General features: G+C 44.7%; 16 protein-coding genes and 2 tRNA genes. 9 read left to right on the forward strand and 9 right to left on the reverse strand.

The genetic code is table 11. The features are described from left to right. Positions 1 to 101 precede the first annotated feature (101 nt). On the reverse strand, positions 102 to 632 hold the full coding sequence (locus ASG24_RS00235) for a glutathione peroxidase (RefSeq protein WP_055825037.1): 531 nt from the start codon (positions 630 to 632) through the stop codon (positions 102 to 104). A gap of 227 nt (positions 633 to 859) precedes the next feature. On the opposite strand from ASG24_RS00235, the gene ASG24_RS14725 reads away from it, so the two are divergent. Together ASG24_RS14725 and queD are read left to right on the forward strand one after the other, a co-directional pair. After that, positions 860 to 1,033, forward strand: coding sequence for a hypothetical protein (locus tag ASG24_RS14725; protein ID WP_200934417.1), 174 nt, complete (start codon positions 860 to 862; stop codon positions 1,031 to 1,033). A gap of 56 nt (positions 1,034 to 1,089) precedes the next feature. After that, complete coding sequence (gene queD, locus ASG24_RS00240; protein ID WP_055866518.1) at positions 1,090 to 1,536, forward strand: 6-carboxytetrahydropterin synthase QueD; 447 nt, start codon at positions 1,090 to 1,092, stop codon at positions 1,534 to 1,536. A gap of 49 nt (positions 1,537 to 1,585) precedes the next feature. Here queD and dnaQ read toward each other — a convergent pair whose 3' ends face one another. From dnaQ to ASG24_RS00255, 3 genes are read right to left on the reverse strand one after another with little or no spacing between them, the layout of a single operon-like run. Beyond that, on the reverse strand, positions 1,586 to 2,266 hold the full coding sequence (gene dnaQ / locus ASG24_RS00245; protein ID WP_055866520.1) for a DNA polymerase III subunit epsilon: 681 nt from the start codon (positions 2,264 to 2,266) through the stop codon (positions 1,586 to 1,588). Between the two features lie 12 nt (positions 2,267 to 2,278). Further along, on the reverse strand, positions 2,279 to 2,725 hold the full coding sequence (gene rnhA / locus ASG24_RS00250) for a ribonuclease HI (RefSeq protein WP_055866523.1): 447 nt from the start codon (positions 2,723 to 2,725) through the stop codon (positions 2,279 to 2,281). 1 nt (position 2,726) lies between these two features. Further along, the gene (locus ASG24_RS00255) at positions 2,727 to 3,494 is read right to left on the reverse strand and encodes a class I SAM-dependent methyltransferase (RefSeq protein ID WP_055866526.1); all 768 of its coding nucleotides are present in this window, start codon (positions 3,492 to 3,494) and stop codon (positions 2,727 to 2,729) included. An 86-nt stretch (positions 3,495 to 3,580) separates the two neighbouring features. Here ASG24_RS00255 and gloB point away from each other — a divergent pair, with 86 nt between their 5' ends. From gloB to ASG24_RS00290, 7 genes are all read left to right on the forward strand, one after another. Then, positions 3,581 to 4,360: a hydroxyacylglutathione hydrolase gene (gloB, locus tag ASG24_RS00260; RefSeq protein ID WP_055866530.1), complete on the forward strand. Its 780-nt coding sequence runs from the start codon at positions 3,581 to 3,583 to the stop codon at positions 4,358 to 4,360. 237 nt (positions 4,361 to 4,597) lie between these two features. Continuing rightward, positions 4,598 to 6,169 carry a transglycosylase SLT domain-containing protein gene (locus tag ASG24_RS00265; RefSeq protein WP_055866532.1) on the forward strand — a complete coding sequence of 524 codons (1,572 nt, stop codon included), beginning with the start codon at positions 4,598 to 4,600 and terminating at the stop codon, positions 6,167 to 6,169. A gap of 63 nt (positions 6,170 to 6,232) precedes the next feature. Further along, positions 6,233 to 7,879 (forward strand): peptide-binding protein, encoded by a 1,647-nt coding sequence (locus tag ASG24_RS00270; RefSeq protein ID WP_055868324.1) that lies wholly within the window; start codon positions 6,233 to 6,235, stop codon positions 7,877 to 7,879. Between the two features lies 1 nt (position 7,880). Next, entirely contained in the window at positions 7,881 to 8,906 is a 1,026-nt protein-coding gene (locus tag ASG24_RS00275; RefSeq protein ID WP_055866536.1) for an ABC transporter permease, read from the forward strand. 14 nt (positions 8,907 to 8,920) lie between these two features. Next, on the forward strand, positions 8,921 to 9,745 hold the full coding sequence (locus ASG24_RS00280; protein ID WP_055866539.1) for an ABC transporter permease: 825 nt from the start codon (positions 8,921 to 8,923) through the stop codon (positions 9,743 to 9,745). A 35-nt stretch (positions 9,746 to 9,780) separates the two neighbouring features. Next, positions 9,781 to 10,566, forward strand: coding sequence for an enoyl-ACP reductase (locus ASG24_RS00285; RefSeq protein WP_055825068.1), 786 nt, complete (start codon positions 9,781 to 9,783; stop codon positions 10,564 to 10,566). 272 nt (positions 10,567 to 10,838) lie between these two features. Beyond that, a complete protein-coding gene (locus ASG24_RS00290; protein ID WP_055866542.1) occupies positions 10,839 to 11,852 on the forward strand; it encodes an acyltransferase in 1,014 nt (337 codons plus the stop codon). Positions 11,853 to 12,212: 360 nt separating this feature from the next. Here ASG24_RS00290 and ASG24_RS00295 read toward each other — a convergent pair whose 3' ends face one another. The 5 genes from ASG24_RS00295 to lon all read right to left on the reverse strand — a co-directional run bounded on the left by ASG24_RS00295 (position 12,213) and on the right by lon (position 17,736). After that, complete coding sequence (locus tag ASG24_RS00295) at positions 12,213 to 14,111, reverse strand: SurA N-terminal domain-containing protein (protein WP_055866545.1); 1,899 nt, start codon at positions 14,109 to 14,111, stop codon at positions 12,213 to 12,215. A 421-nt stretch (positions 14,112 to 14,532) separates the two neighbouring features. Further along, a tRNA-Asp gene (locus ASG24_RS00300) sits at positions 14,533 to 14,609 on the reverse strand. 167 nt (positions 14,610 to 14,776) lie between these two features. Next, positions 14,777 to 14,852: transfer RNA gene (locus ASG24_RS00305), tRNA-Val, on the reverse strand. A gap of 58 nt (positions 14,853 to 14,910) precedes the next feature. Continuing rightward, positions 14,911 to 15,183, reverse strand: a complete 273-nt coding sequence (locus ASG24_RS00310; RefSeq protein ID WP_055825077.1) for an HU family DNA-binding protein — start codon at positions 15,181 to 15,183, stop codon at positions 14,911 to 14,913. A gap of 117 nt (positions 15,184 to 15,300) precedes the next feature. Beyond that, on the reverse strand, positions 15,301 to 17,736 hold the full coding sequence (lon, locus tag ASG24_RS00315) for an endopeptidase La (RefSeq protein WP_055866547.1): 2,436 nt from the start codon (positions 17,734 to 17,736) through the stop codon (positions 15,301 to 15,303). Between the last annotated feature and the right edge of the window lie 121 nt (positions 17,737 to 17,857).

Here is a 17,857-nt window from a genome sequence, read left to right on the forward strand (position 1 = left end):
GTGTTTTTTCAATGGTTAGTTTGAATGTTGTTGTCACCTCATTATAAAAAGTATGGCCCGTGAGTTTTGCTCACAGGCCGTTATTTTCTTCAAGTTGATAGTTACTTTAAGTACGGTTTTATTTTACTCAGAATCTCTTCACTATCAGGGCGAGTCATACTGTTGAATGAGTATACTTTTTGCCCACCCGGCAGAATGACATATTTATAGAAATTCCATTGTGGTGCTTTGCCGGTTTGCGCGATAAGTTGCTGATACAGCGGGTTTGCGCTGGCACCAGTCACGCTGGTTTTTTCCATCATGGGAAACTTGACAGAATATGTCAGTTTGCAAAAGTCACCTACCTGCTTGTTATTGCCAGGTTCCTGTTTGAAATCGTTAGAGGGGAATCCAATGACAACCAGCCCTTTATCCTTATATTGCTCATAAATGGATTCCAGCGCTTCAAATTGTGGCGTGAATCCGCATTTGCTGGCGGTGTTTACAATTAATATCGGTTTATCCTGAAATTGACAAAAATCGACAGTTTGACCCTGCAGCGTTTTAAACTGGTGTTGATATATAGGTAAGCAGTCTGCAATTGCCATTGAAGAAACTCCCAAGGTACACAATGCGATTATCAAACCACGCATTAAAAATCTCCTGATATTAATCATAATATTTACATTAATGCTTTACAGACAATCAGTTAGGCTAATTGTTCTATCTGATCGCTAGCATATTTTATTTTTCACTCTTTAAACATGAACTAATTGCAGGAACTAAACTTGGCTTTGGCACAGTCTATGCTAATGAATACGGTAAGAATGTCATGACTGACATGTTTGAGCAATAATTAACTGGTAATGAGGAGTAAATTATGTTGCAAAAAGCAGGCCCAACCGACAAATTTAAACGTATTGACCAAATGCTGGAAGACTTTGCAGGCGATGAAGTGGATGATTTTGACACTAGCTATGGCAGCTATGAAAAAAGTCATAAGCACTACTCTGCAGATGAAGATGCATTGATGGATATTGACGATTTATATTAATAGTGTGACCGTTTTTCGTGCAGAGTGAGCTGCATGGTTACTGATATAATAGCGTCATGGAAATTACTACACGCTTGGAGTTCGATGCCGGACATCGTATTCCTGATCACAAAAGTCAATGCCGCAATTTACACGGTCACCGCTACGCGATAGAGATTACATTATCTGGTGACATTATTCAGGCAGAACACGCTTCAGAAAACGGAATGGTGATGGACTTTGCCGACGTTAAGCGCATTGCCAGAGAAACCATCGTCGATCGCTGGGACCATGCTTTCCTGGTTTACCAAGGCGATACCGCTGTTCTGGATTTTTTAAACAGCCTGCCTAATCATAAAACAGTGATTTTCCCGACTATCCCTACTGCAGAAAATATGGCTGCCGAAGCTTTTAAATTGCTAAAGGCGCAATATCACGGCACTTTTGACAATCATCTTAAATTGATGAAAGTCAGGCTGTATGAAACACCTAACAGTTGGACAGATGCGTTTGATCAAGCCTAGTTAAGTTTTTGATCACGTTAAGTTATCGTTTTAACTAGTTTCGGACTGCTTACCAAGGTGTTGCACCGGATTTAGCCAGCCCTTCAATATATTTGGCATGTGCTGCGATCTCTTCTACATCTGCGGTTACCAATTTTAGTCTGCTTAAATCCACCACGATACTTGCGTCATTTACCTGCTCAGCCGTACCGGTTAACTCCATTAGCAGGCTTTCCTGACCTCGCGTCATTGCGATATAGACTTCACCTAGCAATTCCGCATCAAGTAACGCGCCGTGCAGCGTGCGCTTGGAGTTATCTATGCCAAAGTGCCGGCACAGTGCATCCAGATTATTACGCTGGCCAGGACGAGATTCTTTAGCCATTTTAAGCGTATCAACAACACCACTGACTGATGCTTCCAGATTATCCAGGCCCAATCTGGCCAATTCCATATTGAGGAAGCCCATATCAAACGGGGCATTATGGATAATCAATTCCGCACCGCGCACAAACTCCACAAATTCTTCGGCGATTTGAGCGAATAGCGGCTTGTCCTGCAAAAACTCCAGCGAAATGCCATGTACTTCCTGCGCACCGGCATCAATCTCGCGTTCAGGGTTGATGTAAACATGAAAGTGACGCTGGGTTGGTCTGCGGTTAAAAATCTCTACCGCGGCAATTTCAATAATCCGGTGGCCCTGGTCGGGATATAGGCCGGTAGTTTCCGTATCCAGAAAAATTTGTCTCATGTATCCGCCTCTTTAAATGATTGATTTGGTAGGAGATGATTTTGCGATCGTTAGCACGCCCTGGTTTGCAAGCACATCTGCGCGTTCATTGCCCTCATTGCCGGCGTGCCCTCTCACCCAGATCCACTCTATGGTATGCGGGGTTGCCAGTGCATCCAGCATTTGCCAGAGATCAGCATTCTTGACGGGTTTTTTATCAGCCGTGCGCCATTGCTTTTGTTTCCAGCCTTTAATCCACTCGGTCATGCCTTTTTGCACATAACTGGAGTCGGTGTAAATCTTAATTAAGGAAGGTTTTTTTAAAGCCTGCAGGCCCTGAATCACCGCCATCAACTCCATGCGGTTATTAGTGGTGAGGGCTTCACCGCCAAATAATTCTTTTTCATGCAGCCCGGCTTTCAGCCAAACGCCCCAACCACCTACGCCCGGGTTTCCTTTACAGGCCCCATCCGCATACATTTCAATCCAGCTTTGTGTCGACATCCGCGCATTTTAACTGTTTTTGTACTTTGTTTTGAATGCGTGTCCGGCTTTTTTGCGTTTGTAATGCCTTGTTCAGCGGTGATTTTTTCCAGTCAGGCTTGAGCAGCCGAACATGAAGCACTCTTTTTTTCGCCACGAGAAAATAAACACCGCCGGTCATGCCAAAAGTGCAAGCTCCCCATTTTTCGAGCCTGGTCTGGCGTTCAAGCCAATGTTGATCATTGATCGGTAAGGCATGCATCAGGTGATGGCTCTCTACGATTTCAAACCCCAATACATTTAACCAGTCTCGAATCCGGCGAGCTGTGAACAGACGTTTAAAAGCGCCTGCCTGCTTGAACCATCCGGCTCTCGCACGCAAACCAAGGCAACTGAAAGGTGTTATGCCGGTCAGGATTAAGGTTCCCTCAGGCACCAATACCCGAAAAGCTTCACGCAATGTTTGCTGCGGATCATGGCATTGCTCCAATACATGCGGCAGGCAAATCAGGTCAACGGAATTTTCAGCTAAAGGTAAATACTCAGGCTCACAACACATGGAGCTGTCTTTTGTGAATTGCCCATGCAGATAATGCTTGTAAGGAATACGGCACTGCGCGAGCAGATCATACCCTGACCAACCCAGTTGCAATGCATGAAAACCGAAAACGTTGGCGACAGCCTGCTCATAAACCTTAGTCTCACATTGGGCGATGTAGTGTCCCAGCGCGGTGGCATCGAAGGTGACTGGCTGACTAGGCTGCATGTAGGCTCCGATGAAATTTACAAAGATGATACGTTAAGGTTTTACGCCTAACTTGACATTAATGACCGTTTTCTCAATGATGCGTGATGCAAGAAACTTCCGCAAGTATAGAAATCACTGCCCTGCCCGCTTTTAGCGATAATTATTTATGGCTGATACACACTGGCAAACATGCTTTGGTGATTGATCCGGGCGACGCCATGGTGGTGGAGCATGCATTGCAAGCCAAGGGGTATCAGCTGGAAGGCATTTTATTGACTCATCATCACTCAGATCATGTGGGTGGTGCCCTCGCCTTGCAGCAACATTGGCAGTGTCCGGTATATGCTCCCGATCATCACCACCCGACATACAATGCGGTAAAAGCGATACGCGTCAAAGAAGGTGATTGTATTGAGTTTGCGTCTTTTCCAGATTTATCCTGCCAGGTCATGGCATTACCGGGGCACACCCTTGACCATATTGCTTACTATATCAATCAGCAACATTTATTCAGTGGCGATGTCTTGTTCGGTGCAGGCTGTGGACGTTTATTTGAAGGTTCTCCAGCGCAAATGTATGCATCTTTGCAACGGATAGCGGCTTTGCCGGCAGATACATTGATTTATCCGGCGCATGAATATACAGCGCATAACATCGCCTTTGCCAGCACTGTTGAGCCTGACAATACTGCTTTACAAAAGCGCGCGCAAACTACTGCCATGCTCAGGCAGAATCAACAGCCTTCCTTACCGACTACACTGGCACTGGAACTGGCTACCAACCCCTTTTTACGTTGCGAGTCTCTGGCAAAACAAACCAAGTTTAAAGATAAGCAAGCTGTCGAAATTTTTACCGAACTACGCGAACGCCGTAATGCCTTCTAACCAAACCCAAATTTACACGCACAAAGTCCATGGCTGCGCAAGGGCTTGTCTCACATTGAAATTAACGTAGAATGTGTCGTCCTTTACCGTTCTTATACGTTACGTCAACCACATGCTGTTTGACCGGGATTTGCGGCCAATCAAGTTTTATCAATGCATGCACACGCATTCATACACGGATAGCCAGGCTATCTTATGCGACATCGTGCATTAGCCTCAGGATTTTGAATTACCGTCATGCGTTTTAATCAATTACTGTTGTGTATTACCTTTTTGGCCAGTCCATTGCTGGTAATGGCCGAATACGTAGAACCAGCAACCTTGTCGGATGATAACGGCAGTTATGATCAAAGCTTTGGCGAAACCGAGGCTGAAAGTTACAGCTCCACCTACCAGTTTGAGGATGCGCTGACATTACAAGATAGCCTATGGGACCGTGTACGTGATGGTTTCAACATGCCGGATATTGATTCGGACTATACCAACAAACACGAACAATGGTATGCCTCGCGGCCTGATTATGTCTCGCGTATGCTGGAGCGCAGTAAAAAGTATCTGTACCACATCGTTGTCGAAGTCGAAAAACGTGGCATGCCGACCGAAATTGCGCTATTGCCTATGATTGAAAGCGGGTTTAACCCTAAAGCTTTATCAACCAGCAAGGCGTCTGGCATCTGGCAATTTATTCCCTCCACCGGCAAAGACTTCGGCCTTAAACAAAACTACTGGAAAGATTCACGCAAAGACGTCACCGCTGCGACACAGGCAGCGCTGAATTACCTGCAAAAGCTATATACCATGTTTGGTGCCTGGGACCTGGCTCTGGCGGCTTACAACGCCGGTGAAGGTACAGTGGCACGTGCGATTGAGCGTAATCAACGCCTGGGATTGCCTACCGATTACCAGCATTTGTCATTGCCTGACGAAACACGTAATTACGTCCCCAAGTTACAGGCGATTAAAAACATTATTTTCCGCCCGGAACAGTATGGGCTGACGCTTAATGAAATTCCTAACAAGCCTTATTTCACCACTGTTCAGGCACCGAATAAAATTGATGCCAAACTGGCGGCAGAACTCGCAGGCATTTCTCTGGAAGAGTTCACCGCATTGAACCCAAGCTTCACGCGCCCGGTGCTCATCACTGAAAACAGTTACCAGAAACTGTTGCTCCCAACGTGGGCAGCCAGCAATTTCACCAATAACTTGAATGGTTACACGCGCCCTTTATCCAACTGGCATAGCTATCACCCAAAACGTGGAGAGCGTTTGGGCGATATCGCCAATCGCTTTGATATCAGCCTGTATGAATTAAGTGCGACCAATAACCTTAAACCGAACAGGAACCTGGTGGTGCGCAGGACATTATTAGTGCCTGCAGGCAATCACTCTACGCTGACCAAGCCGATTGACGCAGTGGCAATGGCACAGATCCCGATTGAAGTGGCTGTTGAAAAAGCAGCTTCAAATAAATACACAGCAATCTCACACAAAGTGAAACAAGGCGATACACTCTCTAAACTGGCGAAACGCTACGGGGTAAGTTCCAAGCAAATCATGCAGCAAAATCACTTGAAAAGTAAAAACCTGGTGGTTGGTCAAACCCTGCAATTTGAGCAGCAAGAGAGTATGACCAGCGTTTCAGGCAAGAAGAGCTCTGGTGCACATATTACAAAAGCCAGTTACAAGAAGGCTTCATCCGGCAGTAGCCATCGCTCTAAAAAATCGACCTCTTCGAATAAATCGTCCTCTTCATCGAAGAAGTCCTCAACATCCTCTACAAAAAAGAGCAAAACCAGTCATAAATAACAGAATTTGTATATGATGAGTGTTCTGCCTGACTATAAACTTGCCAAACACACAATATTGCACATGGCTCACCGTTATTTCCTGATTATTTCTTTGTGTGGCTTGTTGGCAGCCTGCAGCGCGGACGTTTCCGAGCAAAATAACGCTCCGTACAATCAATCCTTTCCCAGTCAATCTGGCGGTACATTCATTGATGCTATGCCATCAGACCCCAGCAGCCTGATTTTCATGGTGGCTGGAGAATCTGCTTCCAGCGCGATTACTGCCAATATATTCAACACATTGCTGAGATATAACAAGGATCTTGATCTGGCTGGTGAATTGGCTGAGTCATGGCAAGTAGCTGCCGACCAGAAAACGATTACCTTTCATCTGAAACCTGGTTTAATTTGGGCCGACGGTCGCCCGCTCACCAGTGAAGATGTGTATTTCACCTGGCAATTGATTATTGATGAAAAAACCCGCAGCCCTTATGCATCCGATTTTCAGCTAGTCACCAAAGCCGAAACACCGGATAAACTGACTTTTGTAGTGCATTACGACCAGGCTTTTTCGCCTGCGCTGGATAGCTGGGCTGGCTTGCAAATTCTGCCCAAGCACAAACTAGCCAGGCAGGATATTCACACCTCCAGCTTCGCGCAAAAACCGTTGGGGAGCCATTATTACCAATTAAAAGAATGGCGACATGGCGAATATCTGAAACTGGAACGTAACCCGAAGGCTGTTTTAGGACAAGCGCAAATCAGCACTTTGATAGAGCGGATCATTCCGGATCCAGGCGCACAATTCCTGGAGTTGATGGCGGATCATATCGACAGCATGAATATGGACCCTATTACCTATGCCCGTATTATTCCATCGCGTCCTGAGTTACAAGCGAGGTTAAATCAATATAAAGCGCTAGGTAACAGTTATACCTACCTAGGCTTTAACCTGAAACGCCAACCGTTTAATGATGTGCGCATTCGCAAAGCAATTAATTACGCGATTGATAAGCAGGAAATCATCGATGGCGTTTATTTGGGATTGGGTGAACAGATTGCTTCGCCATATAAACCTGGCACACGCTGGAGCAACCCTCAATTAAAACCCTATGCTTTTGATCCGCAAAAGGCGCGCACTTTATTGGCTGAAGCTGGCTACAAGGATACTGATGGTGATGGCATTCTCGAACGTGACGGCAAAAAACTGTCATTCGAAGTCTTAACCAACCATGGCAATAAGGAACGCGAAAAAACTGTTGTCATTATTCAACGCCGCTTAAAAGAAGTTGGTATTGATATTCGTATACGCTCTATTGAATGGGCGAGTTTTATTACCCGCTTTATCAAAACCGGTGATTTTGATGCAGTGGTGCTGGGCTGGCAATTAGGGCTTGAGCCGGACCAATATGGCATCTGGCATTCCAGCCAGCAAAAGCCAGGTCAGTTTAACTTTATTGGCTACAATAACCCTAAAGTCGATAAGCTGCTTGAGCAAGGACGTAGTGAATTCGACCCAGACAAGCGTATGCACGTTTACCACCAGTTTGCGGAAGCTTTGTACGAAGACAGCCCCATCGTTTACTTATCGGCAGGTTACGGCCTGACAGCTATCCATAAACGCGTGCAAGGCATTATGAATCCGGTGCCACCAGCCGGTGTTGGTTACGACTCTCAAAAATGGTACATCCCACTGCCCCTGAGACGCACACAGATACAGGCTGAATAACATGCTTAGTTACCTGATAAGACGATTGCTTTGGATGGTGCCGATGCTGATTGGCATCAGTCTGATTTCTTTTTTTATTATGCATTTGGCCCCTGGCGACATTACCAGCACCGAGACTGCTTTTGACCTAAAGTCATCTGAAGAATCCAGGCAAAAATTACGTGCTTTATATAATCTGGACAAGCCAGTCATCGTGCAATACGGCTTATGGATGGAACGTATGGTACGCCTGGACTTTGGCCATTCATTTGCCAGCCATCAGAAGCCGGTGTTCTGGTCGGAAAAAGACAAAGACGGCAATGTGACGCCAGGCATGATTGAGGAAGCCCTGCCTATCACCTTGCTCATGAATATTGCAGGTTTGTTAATTACCCTGTCGCTTGGCGTACCTTTAGGTGTGTGGGCTGCCAAACGATATGGGCAATGGCCTGACCGGTCAATTACCCTATTCAACTTTATCGGTTTTTCTATTCCCGGTTTCTGGCTTTCTTTGCTATTGATGTACTGGCTGGGCGTGATCCATCCCTGGTTCCCCATTTCAGGAATGCACAGCTTGAATTACGATCAACTGGATTTCTGGCAAAAAAGCCAGGATTTGTTTATGCATTTATTCCTGCCGGTGGTGATTCCCTCTATTACCGGCCTGGCAGGCATTACTTTATTCGTTAAAAATGGCATGCTGGATGTCCTCAGTCAGGATTATGTCACTACCGCACGTGCCAAAGGCCTAAGTGATCATATGGTCACTTATCGGCATGCGCTGCGTAATGCGCTTTTACCGCTGATTACGCTTATTGGCCTATCTTTGCCTGGGTTGATTGGTGGCTCGGTGATTGCCGAAACCATCTTTGCCATCCCGGGCATGGGTAAATTATTTTATGAGGCGGTAATGATGCGTGATTTCCCGGTGGTCATGGGAATATTGACCATAGGCTCCGCACTGACATTGCTGGGTAATTTACTGGCAGACCTAGCTTATGCCTGGGCGGACCCACGTTTGCGCAAAGGTGTGATGCCTGCCCGGTAATCGACAAGTCAATCATGAAAAAAATATTGCATAATCCATTGGCGATCACCGGTCTATTACTGATCAGCATCATTCTATTGCTCGCCCTGCTCGCTCCCTGGCTGGCACCGTATGACCCAGACGATATACACGTGAAGCAAATTCTGCTGGCGCCTTCCATGCAGCACTGGATGGGTACGGATGGTTTAGGGCGCGATGTATGGAGCCGCATGTTGTACGGTGGCAGGGTTTCGCTACTGGTTGGTCTTGTTGCAGTAGGTATTTCGACAGCGATTGGCGTGTTTCTGGGCGCTATTGCTGGCTATTATCGTGGCTGGGTTGATACTATCATCATGCGACTGGTCGATATCATGCTTTCCATCCCCAGCTTCTTCCTCATTCTTGCCGTGATCGCTTTCTTAAGTCCCTCAATCACCAATGTCATGATTGTGATTGGCCTGACTTCATGGATGAGTGTCACACGACTGGTGCGGGCAGAGTTCCTCAGCCTCACCCAGCGTGAATTTGTGACTGCTTCGACTGCACTGGGTGCGCAAGATTGGCGCGTGATATTTAAGCATTGCCTGCCTAACAGCCTGACGCCAGTCTTGGTCAGCGTGGTATTGGGTATCGCCAGTGCGGTGCTGCTTGAATCCGGCCTCAGTTTTCTCGGGCTTGGAGTGCAAGCACCGCAAGCTTCCTGGGGCAATATCCTGACTGATGGCAAAGAGTATATCCAGTTTGCGTGGTGGTTATCGCTATATCCCGGGCTTGCGATCTTAATTACCGTGTTAGGGTATAATCTGCTTGGTGAAGGTTTGCGGGATGTGTTTGACCCAAGGTCACACACCGCACGCTAACCGTTAACCCTTAAAATCAATAAACAGGATCAAGCATGGCATTTCTTGCTGGAAAAAAAATTCTGATCGCCGGTTTGCTTAGCAACCGCTCAATCGCATATGGCATCGCAGCGGCCATGAAACGTCAAGGCGCCGAACTGGCCTTTACTTATCAAGTGGATAAACACGAAACGCGCGTTCGTGATCTCGCAGCTGACTTTGAATCAACTTTGGTATTACCCTGTGATGTGGCTGAAGATGCCCAAATCGACAATTTGTTTGTCGAGTTGGCAAAAGTATGGGATGGCTTGGACGGTTTAGTACACTCCATCGCTTTCGTTCCAAAAGTCGCGCTGGCTGGTGATTATTTGGACAATATCAGCCGCGAATACTTCCATATTGCGCACGACATCAGCTCTTACAGTTTCTCGGCAATGGCCAAAGCAGCCTATCCGATGATGCAAGGTCGCAATGGCAGCCTGCTCACGCTGAGTTATTTGGGCGCTGAACGTACTATGCCTAATTACAACGTGATGGGCGTAGCCAAAGCCAGCCTGGAAGCCAATGTACGTTACCTGGCACAAAGTCTTGGCCCACGCGGCATCCGCGTGAATGCGATTTCTGCTGGCCCCATCAAGACATTGGCAGCTTCAGGGATTGCTGATTTCGACAAAATGATTGGCTTTAATGAAAAACATGCGGCCTTACGCCGAAATGTGACGATTGAAGAAGTAGGTAATGTTGCCGCCTTCCTTTCCAGCGATCTGGCTTCAGGGGTGACTGGCGAAATCACCTATGTTGATGGTGGTATGAATATCACTGCTGCCGGTCAAATCGACTAAGGCTTTCAAGAGTTAGCAAAAAACGCCTGCACTTTAAATGTCAGGCGTTTTTTGTTCCAAAAGTTAAAGAATCTACTTTTGAATTCAAACATTATTAACACTAAAATAGCACTTATAAAACTATTAATTATTGTTTAATTAGGTGTACTAAATAAAATCAACTATCTAATTTTTATTTATAAATAAAAATATTAAATAAATATATCAATCACTTAATAATAAATATTAAAAGATCAATTTTCAGTTTACCAGGTTCTTGCGTGGGTTAAATTATGAGAAATGAAAAAATAGATATACTTAGATTTATCGGTCTATCCATGATTATTTTCGCTCATGTGGATCCGCCAGGAATTCTCTTTCAACTGCGAAATTTTGACGTCCCCTTAATGATATTAGTCTCAGCAATGTCATTTAGCCTGAGTTATAAAACCAATGAGCCATACCAGTCTTATGTATGGAAAAGAATTAAAAGACTGGTTTTCCCAGTCTGGATATTTTTAAGTTTTTATTTCCTGGCCTTAATGGCATTTGATCCTGGTAACCAAGAGCTTGAAACGCATACCATAGTCACCTCTTACGCGCTGCTCGAAGGCATAGGATATGTCTGGGTGATCAGGGTATTTTTATTGGTTGCACTGATCTCGCCTGTGATATATGGCTGGCATCGAAACACAGCAAGCAATAGCACATACTATGGCATGCTGGCAGCCACCCTTTTACTTTATGAATTGGTACGTTATTTAGCCATGCCATACATCTGGCAAGGTCCGGCAGAAATAGCGTCGGCCATCTTATTGTATGTTATTCCCTACGAGATTCTGTTCGCGATTGGCTTACGCATGGCTAATGCCGCCAAGCCTCAACTTTACGTAATTACTGGTATTAGTTTGGGGATATTTGCCATTGCGGGTATGGGACTGTTTCTTTTCAATGGCGAGTTTATTCCTACCCAATCACTGAAATACCCTCCCTCGATTTACTATTTTTCATATGCGCTTCTTGTTTCAAGCTTGCTGTGGATTTACAGCGATAAGATTGAGTATTTTTTTGAAAAAATGAATATAAAAAATGTTGTGCTGTTTATTGCCAGTAATTCTATCTGGATTTACTTATGGCATATTCCCTTGATTAAGAATATCCATACACAATACGTGCTCAAGTTTTTCATTGTTTTCTTCACAGCCGTTGTGATCACTTATTTACAAACTTTGCTGATAAGCCATTTGCTTGAGCGAATCGATCGTGCCGAGCTAAAGAAAAACATCAAAATTTTATTTACTGGCTAAATTCAGCTAGACGCAGTATTTTGGATATTGTTATTTAAATGAAGAGTATCACTGCGGACTAAACGCAGTGATTAAAAATAAATGGTTTGAACTAGCCAATTAACAATCCACGCTTCCCTATTGTTTCATTACCAATTCTTATCTGCATTTTCAGCTTTTTTTAAAGAGCTCCCTGCTTATTATTTTTTCAGCTAGCTTTAAGCATAATCACCTTCGTTAGCCATTAAACTCTATTGATTGTCACGCAACTGCGGTGAATCTTTTATTTAAAGCTCTGATCAAGAGTACTTAAGATCAGACAAGAAGTCGAAAACAAAAAAGGAGGGCAACTGCCCTCCTTTTTCAATGGTATCCAATTATTTAATTGTTACCGTTAGACAACAATACTTTCGTGTTGTACTGAATATCTTTTTTAGCTTTCAGCGATGACACATAAGCATATGACATTTCAGACCCAAGTGCCGCTTGATACGCTTTATAAGCCTTGTCAGCGACCTCCGGACTGTCTTTAAGCTTCTGGTTCACGGCGATCACTTTAATCACTGTATAACCCTTATTAGGCTCGTTAAAACCATAATAGGCTGGCAGAGTATGAGTATTCACTTTGAATACATTTCTCATCACTGCATCAGTTAAGCCCTGCGCATTTCTACGGTCAATGGTAACAGGCGGAATCCAGTCCGCATTCACTGCTTTGCCAGCTTTTAACTCGGCAAGAAGCGCCTCGCCTTTTTGCTTGGCCAATTTAGTCGCAGCTTCAGCTTTCAATAAAGACTCAATACCGCTTTTGACTTCGTCAAAAGTACGCGGTGCTTCTGGTGTGTACTCAACTGCCCTCGCGGCAACCAAGTTGTTTGGAGAAATTTCTACAGCTTCAGTATTACGTTTTTCTTTTAACACTTCGTCAGAAAACACCATAGAGGCCAGACGGTCACTCTTAAAGAATTTGGCAATTTCATCTTTAGTCATTGCCGGTGAAGTTTGTACTTGCAAATTAAACTTCTTGGCGACTGGCTCTAAACTGCCGGATTGCTCGTAAACAGTATTGCCGAAGTCATCTGCTAGTTCAGCATATTTAGCCTGTGCTTTCTGAAACAGTAATTCGGCTTTGATTTTGAGCTTCATAGAATCAAAATCTGAAGACTGGCCAGTAATACCGGTCAATTTGATAATGTGATAACCAAACTCTGATTCCACCAGGTCACTAATCTCGCCAACTTTCATTGAAAATGCAGCATTTTCAAATGGCTTCACCATGGCACCACGTCCAAAACTGCCCAGATCGCCGCCTTTACTGGCAGAACCCGTGTCTTGCGAAAATTCAATTGCCAGCTTCTCGAAGTTTTTAGGATTTTCTTTTACCTGCTTAAGAATGGACTCAGCTTTTTGCTTAGCGGCCGCTTTTTCTTCAGCGCTAGCTGTACTGTTAAACCCAATCAGGATATGGCTGGCCTGGCGCTGCTCATCACCTTGATATTTAGCAGCATTTTCTTCGTAATCTTGCTTTACTTCTTCATCACTAACGCTGACATCACCAACTAAGCCGGCAGCCGATAGCAACGTGAACTGCAGTTTCACCTTGGCTGGCGCGATAAATTTAGTTTTATGTTGATTGTAGTACGCTTGTACTTGTTCAGGCGTGACTGTCACTTGATTAATAAAATCAACGACCTTGACGTCTGCAACAGACACTTCACGCTGTTCGAACTCAGACATCAATGACTGCTCTGCAACTTTTTGCGGCATAAATACCAGGTTGGTTAAGCCATCACGCACTTGCTGCACGGTTAAGTCCTTGCGGATATTCTGCTCGAACTTTGCGGGAGTTAATTTATTCTGCGATAACAGTTGGTTATAAGTATCTTCAGAAAACTTACCATTGCTTTGAAACTCAGGCATACCCACCACATGCTGGCTCAATTGGTCATCACTGATTTTAAAACGGTAATCCTGAATGGCGCCCTCGACTAAACGGCGAGTAATAATGCTATCAAGTACGGATTGTTTAAACGCTGGGCTTTCCAACAAAGCAGCATCTACTTTTTGCCCTTGAGATTGCAGGTAATTACGCGCATTCTCTACAGCGTTTGAATACTCTTGCAGTGATATTTTCTGGCCATCTACTTTTGCAACCGCGACCTGGCCGCCTGCGTTGTTTAGATATGAATCAATACCGAACAATGCAAATGGTACAACAATCAGTGCCAAAATGATTTTTGCCATCCACCCTTGTGTATGTTTTCTTAATGCTTCTAACATTTTTTAATTTCCATTACCTGATTTTTTGCAACAGCAAACTATACCATAAACCGATACAAATCGCCCCAATCCAGCAGTTGCAATCGCTTTAAAAGCATATGGTTAAGAAGCCTTGCGGGTCTAAACTAATGACGAAAGTATCTAATGTGAAATCACTCGCTAACACTTGAGCACTGACACAGAAAATAGATTAGCAAATGCCATCGAGTATTTGTTGTTGAGAGCATGTTTGGTGGAAACGCATATTGCTATGACAAAGGTTTCCAAACCCAGATCATGATTAAAATTTAGCAGACTCAAGCTCAATTGACTAACTTATTCATTAAAAGTTAAGCAATAGATCAACACTACATAAAAACAAAAAATGTTTACAAAAGACGAAAAAAAACGAGTTAGGGATTAACCTAACTCGTTTTAATGTTGGCGGAGCGGACGGGGCTCGAACCCGCGACCCCCGGCGTGACAGGCCGGTATTCTAACCAACTGAACTACCGCTCCAGTACTCGTCAAAAATGAAATTATAGCACGATATTTTTTATAATTTCAACAACTATTTTCTAACTATTTACCGCCACTTATTGCTACTTATTAAAGTAACTTATTAAGTGTGGCAAGACTCAAAAAATTAAGAGCGCAGACATCGCACTCTTGATTTTTAAATTGTCTGGTGGGTGCTAACGGGGTCGAACCGCTGACATTCGCCTTGTAAGGGCGACGCTCTACCAACTGAGCTAAGCACCCGTAACAACCCAAGTGTTGCTACAGTTGGCCGAGCATGTTAGCGCTCAACCAAAGCACGCTAGTTTACAGCATCTTTCAGACCTTTACCAGCCCTAAATTTAGGAGATTTAGCAGCCTTGATGTTGATTGTCGCACCAGTACGAGGATTGCGGCCGGAACGGGCTGAACGCTCACCTACATAGAATGTACCAAAACCAATTAATGTTACCAAATCACCTTTTTTCAGTGCACCAGAGATTGCCTCTGTTGTTGCATCCAGAGCACGAGCGGCTGCGGCTTTAGAAATACCGGCTGCATTAGCAATATGATCTATCAATTCTGATTTATTCACGTGTTTCCCCTATCTAGTTAAAAAAACAGGTACATCCTGTATTGCCTTTATATCAAGCCGCAAAACGAGCTGTCAAGCGCTAATCCCGCGTTTTGACAATAATTCGCATCAATTTGCCTAATGCGTGACTGCTTGTTCTGGATTTGCGTCTCCAGCAGCAACAATTTCAACGGCTTCAGTATTTACCGCAAGTGGTTTTGGCGCGCTTTCCAATGCCAAATCCAGCACCTGATCTATCCATTTTACCGGGTGAATTTCCAGATCTTTTTTGATATTTCCAGGAATATCTACCAGATCTTTTTCATTCGCTGAAGGAATCAATACGGTTTTAATACCACCACGATGCGCTGCCAATAATTTCTCTTTTAACCCACCAATCGGTAATACTTCACCGCGCAGGGTAATTTCACCAGTCATTGCCACATCAGCACGCGCAGGAATGCCCGTCAGAACCGATACAAGCGCAGTTGTTAATGCAATACCTGCACTTGGACCATCTTTTGGAGTAGCGCCCTCAGGAAGGTGGATATGGATATCCTTTTTCTCATAGAAATCAGGACTGATGCCCAATCCTTCGGCACGGCTACGCACGACGCTCATTGCAGCAGCTACAGACTCTTGCATCACATCGCCCAATTTACCGGTGGTAATGGTTTTACCTTTACCCAGTAAGGTTACAGCTTCAATCGTCAGCAATTCACCGCCCACTGAGGTCCATGCAAGGCCAGTCACCTGCCCCACCTGGTTATCCTTGGCGGCAACACCGAAGTCATACCGTTTCACACCAAGATATTGCTCAAGGTTTTTGCTGGTGACGTTAATTTTCTTAACGGTTTTAGTTTTACCTTTAGCCAGCAACTGCTCTTTAACTGCTTTACGGCAAATTTTGGCGACTTCCTGCTCAAGGCGACGCACCCCGGCTTCACGCGTGTAGTAACGTACGATATCGCGTAAAACGCTTTCTGCCACGGATATATCCGTGGTTTTCAATGCGTGTGCTTTAAGCTGCTTAGGCAACAGGTAGCGTTGGGCAATATTGATTTTTTCATCTTCGGTATAACCTGAAAGACGAATAATCTCCATACGGTCCAATAACGGCTCCGGAATGTTCATGCTGTTCGCCGTAGCAACAAACATTACATCGCTTAAATCATAGTCAACTTCAACATAGTGATCAGCAAATGTATGATTTTGCTCAGGATCAAGCACCTCTAGCAATGCAGAGGACGGATCTCCACGCATGTCTTGCCCCATCTTGTCGACTTCATCGAGCAAGAATAACGGGTTTTTCACGCCAACCTTAGTCATGCTTTGCAATACTTTGCCTGGCATGGAGCCAATATAAGTACGGCGGTGACCGCGAATCTCCGCTTCATCACGCACACCACCCAAGGCCATGCGCACAAACTTGCGATTGACTGCTTTGGCAATACTTTGCCCAAGCGATGTCTTACCGACACCTGGAGGGCCTACCAGGCATAAAATTGGGGCCTTTAACTTACCAACACGTTGCTGCACGGCAAGATATTCAACAATGCGCTCTTTAACCTTATCCAGGCCATAGTGATCGGCATCCAGAATATCTTCGGCTATTTGCAGATCCTTGCTGATCTTGGTTTTTTTCTTCCAAGGCAAATTGAGCAAAGTATCTATGTAGTTACGGACAACAGAAGCTTCTGCCGACATAGGCGACATCAATTTCAGCTTTTTGAATTCTGCAGTAACTTTGGTTAAAGCTTCTTTAGGCATGGCAGCGTTTTTAATACGCTGCTCAAGCTCATCCATCTCGGCATTTTCATCTTGCTCGCCGAGTTCTTTCTGAATAGCTTTAACTTGTTCGTTCAAATAGTATTCGCGCTGGCTTTTTTCCATTTGCCGCTTAACACGGCCACGAATGCGTTTTTCAACTTGCAGGATATCAATCTCTGATTCCATCAGGTATAGCAAATGCTCCAGGCGTTCAATCACGCTGAGCATTTCCAGCACTTTTTGCTTCTCTTCCAGTTTCAATGTCAAGTGGGCAGAAATAGTATCCGCCAGCCGACCTGGTTCATTAATTGTTGAAAGTGACGTGAGGATTTCAGGAGGAATCTTTTTGTTCAATTTGACGTATTGATCAAATTGGGTCATGACTGTACGCATCAAAGCTTCTGCTTCTTTATCGCTTTGGTCAGTTTGCTCGACTTCTTCGCCCAATGCCATAAAGCATTCGTCGGTTTCTGTGAAATCAGTCACACGCACACGATGCAAGCCTTCCACAAGCACTTTTACCGTGCCATCGGGCAGCTTGAGCATTTGTAATACCGTCGCCAAAGTACCAATTTCATAGAGGTCTTCAGCCACAGGATCGTCTTTATTTGCAGACTTTTGCGCAACCAGTAAGATTTTTTTATCACCTTCGGAAGCACGCTCCAAGGCTTTAACTGATTTGGCACGGCCAACAAACAGAGGGATGACTAAATGGGGATATACCACGACATCGCGTAAAGGCAGCAATGGGATTAAGGTGGCTTCTTCTGGAGTCTCAGCGTCAAACAAAGTGTGTTCAGTCATAGCTTCTTTCAAAAAGTGTCAAAGGCTTGTGCCTTTACATTTAGATGGGAACGTACTTTGAAAAATCAAGAGAACGGATTCTCTTGTGACATAGATGGTATCTTGCAATAGCCCGAAGGCT

Origin of the sequence: Methylophilus sp. Leaf414 (genome assembly GCF_001425425.1) — a bacterium.
In the GTDB taxonomy this organism is placed as follows: Bacteria; Pseudomonadota; Gammaproteobacteria; order Burkholderiales; family Methylophilaceae; genus Methylophilus.